Source organism: Erwinia plantamica (genome assembly GCF_043420595.1).
GTDB lineage: Bacteria > Pseudomonadota > Gammaproteobacteria > Enterobacterales > Enterobacteriaceae > Erwinia > Erwinia aeris.
Map to the genome: position 1 here is coordinate 21364 of NZ_JBGCUC010000031.1, position 6241 is coordinate 27604.

The 6241-nt window shown below is 54.1% G+C and carries 9 protein-coding genes; 6 read left to right on the forward strand and 3 right to left on the reverse strand.

What is annotated here, in order from left to right; translation table 11 throughout:
• Positions 1-31: 31 nt before the first annotated feature.
• The gene (gene fmt, locus AB3U87_RS21405; RefSeq protein ID WP_253457756.1) at positions 32-976 is read right to left on the reverse strand and encodes a methionyl-tRNA formyltransferase; all 945 of its coding nucleotides are present in this window, start codon (positions 974-976) and stop codon (positions 32-34) included.
• A gap of 24 nt (positions 977-1000) precedes the next feature.
• Positions 1001-1510 (reverse strand): peptide deformylase, encoded by a 510-nt coding sequence (gene def, locus AB3U87_RS21410; protein WP_125290972.1) that lies wholly within the window; start codon positions 1508-1510, stop codon positions 1001-1003.
• A 119-nt stretch (positions 1511-1629) separates the two neighbouring features.
• Here def and dprA point away from each other — a divergent pair, with 119 nt between their 5' ends.
• The 6 genes from dprA to AB3U87_RS21440 are packed head-to-tail and all read left to right on the forward strand — an operon-like array spanning position 1630 to position 5414.
• The gene (gene dprA / locus AB3U87_RS21415; RefSeq protein WP_394150426.1) at positions 1630-2754 is read left to right on the forward strand and encodes a DNA-protecting protein DprA; all 1125 of its coding nucleotides are present in this window, start codon (positions 1630-1632) and stop codon (positions 2752-2754) included.
• Entirely contained in the window at positions 2726-3199 is a 474-nt protein-coding gene (smg, locus tag AB3U87_RS21420) for a DUF494 family protein Smg (RefSeq protein WP_125290971.1), read from the forward strand. The genes dprA and smg overlap by 29 nt, the downstream gene beginning before the upstream one ends.
• A 25-nt stretch (positions 3200-3224) precedes the next feature.
• A complete protein-coding gene (locus tag AB3U87_RS21425) occupies positions 3225-3782 on the forward strand; it encodes a DNA topoisomerase family protein (protein ID WP_253457762.1) in 558 nt (185 codons plus the stop codon).
• Positions 3772-4344 carry an L-threonylcarbamoyladenylate synthase type 1 TsaC gene (gene tsaC, locus AB3U87_RS21430; protein WP_394150428.1) on the forward strand — a complete coding sequence of 191 codons (573 nt, stop codon included), beginning with the start codon at positions 3772-3774 and terminating at the stop codon, positions 4342-4344. Before AB3U87_RS21425 ends, tsaC begins: the two co-directional genes overlap by 11 nt.
• Positions 4345-4347: 3 nt before the next feature.
• Positions 4348-5166: a shikimate dehydrogenase gene (gene aroE / locus AB3U87_RS21435; protein WP_394150430.1), complete on the forward strand. Its 819-nt coding sequence runs from the start codon at positions 4348-4350 to the stop codon at positions 5164-5166.
• The gene (locus tag AB3U87_RS21440) at positions 5163-5414 is read left to right on the forward strand and encodes a DUF1488 family protein (RefSeq protein WP_301253474.1); all 252 of its coding nucleotides are present in this window, start codon (positions 5163-5165) and stop codon (positions 5412-5414) included. The genes aroE and AB3U87_RS21440 overlap by 4 nt, the downstream gene beginning before the upstream one ends.
• Here the strand turns inward: AB3U87_RS21440 and AB3U87_RS21445 are convergent.
• Complete coding sequence (locus tag AB3U87_RS21445; RefSeq protein ID WP_301253475.1) at positions 5390-5944, reverse strand: gamma carbonic anhydrase family protein; 555 nt, start codon at positions 5942-5944, stop codon at positions 5390-5392. The genes AB3U87_RS21440 and AB3U87_RS21445 overlap by 25 nt on opposite strands.
• Positions 5945-6241: the final 297 nt, after the last annotated feature.

A 6241-nucleotide genomic window follows, 5' to 3' on the forward strand; every position in this document is an offset into this window, starting at 1 on the left:
AATATCGCCCGACACGAAGTCGGGCGAGGAGTCAGGCAAGGATGTTGCCAGGATTAAACCATTCACGGCGGGAGTTCAGCAGGTCCTGCGCCTTCATGGCTTTTTTACCGGCAGGCTGTAGCTCTTCGATATTGAGAACGCCATCGGCAGTCGCAATCTGGATGCCGTTTTTGTCCGCCTGCACAATTTCGCCAGGCTGTTTTGCCACGTGCGGCAATACCGAGGCTTTCCACACTTTGACCGGCTGGTCGTCAATAGTGAAATAGCTGACCGGCCAGGGATTAAAAGCGCGAATGCAGCGTTCCAGCTGAGCGGCGGATAGCGTCCAGTCCAGCTTCGCTTCTTCTTTACTGAGCTTTTCCGCATAGCTAACCAGCGCTTCATCCTGTACTTCCGGCTGCGCGCTGCCGCTGGCAAGCTGCTCAAGCGTGGTCAACATGCCCTGCGGGCCAAGTTCGGCCAGCTTCTGATAGAGGCTGGCGCTGGTATCGTCCGCTTCAATCGGGCAGGCCAGCTTGTGCAGCATATCGCCGGTATCCAGGCCTACATCCATCTGCATGATGGTCACGCCGGTTTCCGCATCGCCAGCCCAGAGCGAACGCTGGATAGGCGCCGCGCCGCGCCATTTTGGCAGCAGTGAACCGTGTACGTTAATACAGCCCAGGCGCGGCATAGCCAGCACGGCGGCCGGCAGGATCAGGCCATAAGCCACCACGACCATAACGTCAGCGTGCAGATCGGCAACCAGCTGCTGGTTTTCTTCGGGACGCAGGGATTTTGGCTGAAACACGGGAATGCCATGCTGCTCAGCCAGCTGTTTAACCGGGCTGGCCGTCAGCTTGTTGCCGCGGCCCGCCGGACGGTCGGGCTGGGTAAAAACGCCTACTACTTTGTGGCTGGACGACAGCAGCGCATCAAGATGACGCGCTGCAAAGTCAGGCGTGCCGGCAAAGATAATGTTTAAAGAGTCGGACACGGGGTTCCCTTCTTCAGATGTTCATCAGTCCTGAGCTGTCTGGCGATAGAGTTTCTCCAGCTTTTTACGAATACGATCGCGCTTCAGCGGCGACAGGTAATCGATAAACAGCTTGCCGACCAGATGATCCATTTCGTGCTGAATACAGATAGCCAGCAGGCCGTCCGCTTCCAGCTCATAGCTTTTGCCTTCACGATCCAGCGCGCGGATTTTCACTTTTTCGGCGCGCGGCACCAGTGCCCGCTGTTCCGGAATAGAGAGGCAGCCTTCTTCAATACCGGTATCGCCGCTTTTTTCCAGCAGCTCCGGGTTGATCAGCACCAGACGCTCGTCGCGGTTTTCTGAAACGTCGATAACGATAATGCGCTGATGAATATCGACCTGCGTCGCCGCCAGGCCAATACCTTCTTCGGCATACATGGTGTCGAACATATCATCAACGATACGCTGAATATCGGCGTTTACTTCCGCCACGGGCTTAGCGACGATGCGAAGACGATCGTCGGGATAATGTAATACCTGCAAAACGGACATAACTTTCCAGATTTGTGTTCAAGGAATAAGAGATTTATCCCTCTTATTGTAGACATTTCGCCTCATGATTGACAGCATTCCCGCTACGTTAACCAAAGCCCAGGGCAGGGATGGCACCGATGACGGCAACGGAGATTTGGCTGCGTCTGTCAGCCGTAAAGCAATTGTCCGCGCTACAGCGTGAAGCGATCGTCGCCAGGCTGCAATGCAAGACGGCGCTGGATAAAAATACGCTTCTTGAAGCGGGCCTGCGGGCTGAGCAAGCCGAGGCTTTTCTGGTTTATGACCGAACGGTCATCAACAGCACGCTCGCCTGGCTGGAACAGGATAACCACTACTTTATTGCCTGCGACAGCCCTGCGTATCCTCCTTTACTGAAAAACATCCACGATTTCCCCACCGCCCTTTTTGTTCAGGGCGATCCGGCGCTGCTGACCACGCCGCAGATAGCGGTTATCGGCAGCCGCAGCTGCTCCGCCTACGGCAGAAACTGGGGAACCTTCTTTACACAAACGCTGGCGCTCAGCGGCATTACCATTACCAGTGGGCTCGCGCTGGGCATCGATAGCGTTGCCCACAGGGCCGCATTAGAGGTAAAGGGAAAAACGCTGGCGGTATTAGGGGGCGGGCTGATGAAAATCTATCCTCGCCAGCATCTTTCGTTGGCGAAAGCGATTGTTGCCGGGGGCGGCGCGCTGGTTTCTGAATTCCCGCTTGCCGCTGCGCCGTTCGCCTGGCATTTTCCCTGGCGTAACAGAATTATCAGCGGCTTGAGCCTGGGCGTGCTGGTGGTGGAAGCGGCCCTGAAAAGCGGCTCGCTGGTAACCGCCAGGCTGGCTTTAGAGCAAAATCGTGATGTTTATGCGCTGCCTGGCGCGATCGGCAATCCCGGTAGTGAAGGCACGCACTGGCTTATTCAGCAGGGCGCGCTGTTGACCGCGCATCCCAATACTATCCTTGAACAGTTACAAAGCGATTTGAAATGGTTACCCCTGGCGAAAAACTCAACAATATATTCTGCTGTGGAAGACAATAGTTCATTGCCATTTCCCGAGGTGTTGGCTAACGTAGGAGATGAGGTTACACCTGTTGACGTCGTCGCTGAACGTGCCTGCCAGCCTGTGCCAGTTATCGTAGCTAAGCTGCTTGAGCTGGAGTTAGCAGGGTGGATCGCAGCTGTACCCGGCGGCTATGTCCGATTGAGGAGGGCAAGCCATGTTCGACGTACTGATGTATTTATTTGAAACGTATATTCATAGCGAAGCAGAGATGCGCGTCGATCAGGATAAATTGACGGACGATTTGACCGACGCCGGTTTTCATCGTGAAGATATTTATAATGCGTTGAACTGGTTAGAAAAGCTGGCGGATTATCAGGATGGCCTGACGGCGCCTTTTTTGCTGGCGGCCGATCCGCTTTCCATGAGGATTTATACCGAAGAAGAGAGCCAGCGGTTGGATGCCAACTGCCGGGGATTCATTCTGTTCCTGGAACAAATTCAGGTGCTGAATCTGGAAACCCGGGAAATGGTTATTGAGCGTATTATGGCGCTGGACACGCTTGAGTTCGATCTGGAAGATCTCAAATGGGTGGTGCTGATGGTATTGTTTAACATCCCCGGATGTGAAAACGCCTACCAACAGATGGAAGAACTTCTTTTTGACGTCAATGAAGGAATAGTGCACTGAAGAACGTCTTCGTGTCGTAAATGCTATGAATAAAACAGCGCTTTTCGCTGTGCGAAAAAATGAGCCTTGCCCACAGTGCGGGGCGGAACTGGTCATTCGTTCAGGAAAGCACGGCGCTTTTCTGGGATGCTCAGCGTATCCCGAATGCGACTATATCCGCCCCCTTAAAAACCAGGCCGACGGCCATATTGTTAAAATCCTTGAAGGCCAGTTTTGCCCGGTTTGCCAGGCGGAGCTGGCTTTACGTCAGGGACGCTACGGCATGTTCATCGGCTGTAGCCGCTATCCCGACTGCACGCATACGGAACTCATCGATAAGCCCGACGAAACCACGCTTGCCTGTCCACAGTGCGAGAAGGGAAAGCTGGTGCAGCGGCGTTCACGCTACGGCAAGACGTTTCATGCCTGCGATCGTTATCCGGACTGCCAGTTTGCAGTTAATTTTACACCGGTAGAGGGAGAGTGTGAGTTTTGCCATTTCCCTCTATTAATTGAGAAAAAGACCGCGCGCGGCGTCAGGCGCTTTTGTGCCAGCAAAGCCTGCGGCAAGCCCGTTACAGCAGGAAACAGCATTGAAGAATAACTACCCGGCAGGCTCGCTGGATGCCTGCCTTGCGCACTTACGACAGGATGCCGTCATCGCTTATCCCACCGAAGCGGTATTTGGTCTGGGATGTAACCCGGACAGCGAAACAGCCGTCATGGCGCTACTGGCGTTAAAACAGCGTCAGGTCGAAAAAGGATTAATCCTGATTGCGGCGGATTATCAACAGTTGCAGCCCTACCTTGATGAAACACAGCTGACGGCAGAACAGAAAGAAAAGATGTTCTCGTTCTGGCCTGGCCCGGTGACCTGGGTAGTGCCGGCGCGCAACACTACGCCTCGCTGGCTGACAGGGCGGTTTGATTCGCTGGCGGTGCGGGTCAGCGACCATCCCGATGTTCGTCAGCTATGCGAGGCTTTCGGCAAGCCGCTGGTGTCCACCAGTGCCAACCTTACCGGCCTGCCGCCTTGCCGCCACGCTGCGGAAGTTCATCAGCAGTTTGGTAAAGATTTCCCCGTTTTGCAGTCTGAGACAGGCGGACGGAACAATCCTTCTGAAATTCGCGATGCTTTAACCGGCGAACTGATTCGACAGGGATAAACAATGCGAAATTTTGCGGTATTCGGTAATCCGATTAATCACAGCAAGTCGCCACGGATCCATCAGCTTTTTGCAGAGCAGACCGGCATCCCTCATCCCTACGGTCGTATTTGCGCGCCGGTGGATGAATTCGATCGTTCAGTAGCGGACTTTATTGCTCAGGGCGGCGCGGGCGCTAACGTGACGCTGCCTTTTAAAGAGCAGGCTTACCGGCTGGTGGATGAACTGACCGAGCGGGCTTCGCTGGCGGGCGCGGTCAATACTATAAAGAAGCTGGACGACGGGCGGCTGCTGGGCGACAACACCGATGGGATTGGTCTGCTGACCGATTTAGAAAGACTGTCGTTGATCAAGCCTGGCGACCGGGTACTGCTGGTGGGCGCGGGCGGCGCTGCTCGCGGTGTGATCCTGCCTCTGCTGTCTTTGCGCTGTGATCTGACTATTACTAACCGCACGCTGGCGAAGGCGCAGACATTAGCTGAGCTTTTTCGGCAGGCTGGCGAAATCACTGCCGAACCGATGGACAGCCTGGAGGCAAGGCAGTTTGATCTTATTATCAATGCCACTTCCAGCGGCGTTGGCGGAGAAATACCGGCTATACCGGTATCGCTAATCGGCCCGCAAACCCGCTGCTACGATATGTTTTATCAGCCTGGCGCAACGCCGTTTCTGCACTGGTGCCGGGAGCGGGGCGCAACGCATAGGGCGGACGGGCTTGGAATGCTGGTAGGGCAGGCGGCCTGGTCATTCTTTTTATGGCACGATGTGTTTCCTGATGTCGCGCCCGTGATTGCTACTTTGCAGGCGGAACTTCAGGGATGAACCAGGCGATCCTGTTTCCCGATCGTGAATGGTGGGATGAGTCGGCGAACGCCATCTGCTTTCCCGCTTTGGTCAACGGCTTTCAGATCCTTTGCGCCATTGACGGCGAATCGCTGATCCGCCGCTTTGGTAAAGATAAAGAAGTAATAGAAAGCTTCCGCCAACATCGTTGGGATCTGGAGGAGGAAGCAGAAGCGGCGATCAAGGCGGAAAAGGAAGACGCTCAGGGCTGGATCTGGCTTTCCTGAGCCAGATAGTCATCTTTCCATTTCACATAGTTGTTAGATGAATAAAGCAGGCCGCTGATTTCAGCTTCAGTAAGCGGCCGAATCTGTTTTACCGGGCTGCCTAAATAAAGAAAGCCGCTGGCCAGCCGTTTACCCGGCGGTACCAGGCTACCTGCACCAATCATGACGTCGTCTTCTACTATTACGCCATCCAGCAGTATCGAGCCCATGCCAACCAGTACACGATTACCAATGCTGCAACCATGGAGCATGGCCTTATGGCCAACCGTAACATCTTCCCCGACCATCAGCGGAAAGCCTTCCGGGTTAGCAGAAGACCTGTGGGTAACATGCAGTACGCTGCCATCCTGAATATTACTGCGTTTACCGATAACAACGCGATTTACATCCCCCCGGATGGCAACCAACGGCCAGATACTGACGTCATCATTTAACTGCACCTCACCAACCACCACGCTTGAAGCATCGACCATGACGCGTTCGCCGCATTGGGGATACGTATCTTTATAAGGACGTAAATTTCCGGACATAACTGCCTCTCATTTATAAAAGGATCCATGAAGCCTGGCATCCCAGGCTAATAACGATCAATAACTTCACTAAAATCAGCGCTATTTTTGTGCAAATTGTCCGTTATCACAACGATAAGCGTGAAAAATCAGCGGTCGAAAAGAAAGATCAAAAAAAGGGTTGTGCTATCCGAACGGATCCCTATAATGCGCAACCACTGAGACGGCACAACGGCTTACAGCCAGCGGCTCAGGAGGTTCAGGAAGCTGAATCGCCGGAGAAAAACTTCTGAAAAAGAGGTTGACTCTGAAGGAGGA

Excerpts from the sequence above, each read along its gene's own strand:
- smg (WP_125290971.1), top strand. The coding sequence starts at position 2,726 with ATGTTCGACGTACTGATGTATTTATTTGAAACGTATATTCATAGCGAA.
- dprA (WP_394150426.1), top strand. The coding sequence starts at position 1,630 with ATGACGGCAACGGAGATTTGGCTGCGTCTGTCAGCCGTAAAGCAATTG.
- aroE (WP_394150430.1), top strand. The coding sequence starts at position 4,348 with ATGCGAAATTTTGCGGTATTCGGTAATCCGATTAATCACAGCAAGTCG.
- AB3U87_RS21445 (WP_301253475.1), bottom strand. The coding sequence starts at position 5,944 with ATGTCCGGAAATTTACGTCCTTATAAAGATACGTATCCCCAATGCGGC.
- AB3U87_RS21440 (WP_301253474.1), top strand. The coding sequence starts at position 5,163 with ATGAACCAGGCGATCCTGTTTCCCGATCGTGAATGGTGGGATGAGTCG.
- def (WP_125290972.1), bottom strand. The coding sequence starts at position 1,510 with ATGTCCGTTTTGCAGGTATTACATTATCCCGACGATCGTCTTCGCATC.
- AB3U87_RS21425 (WP_253457762.1), top strand. The coding sequence starts at position 3,225 with ATGAATAAAACAGCGCTTTTCGCTGTGCGAAAAAATGAGCCTTGCCCA.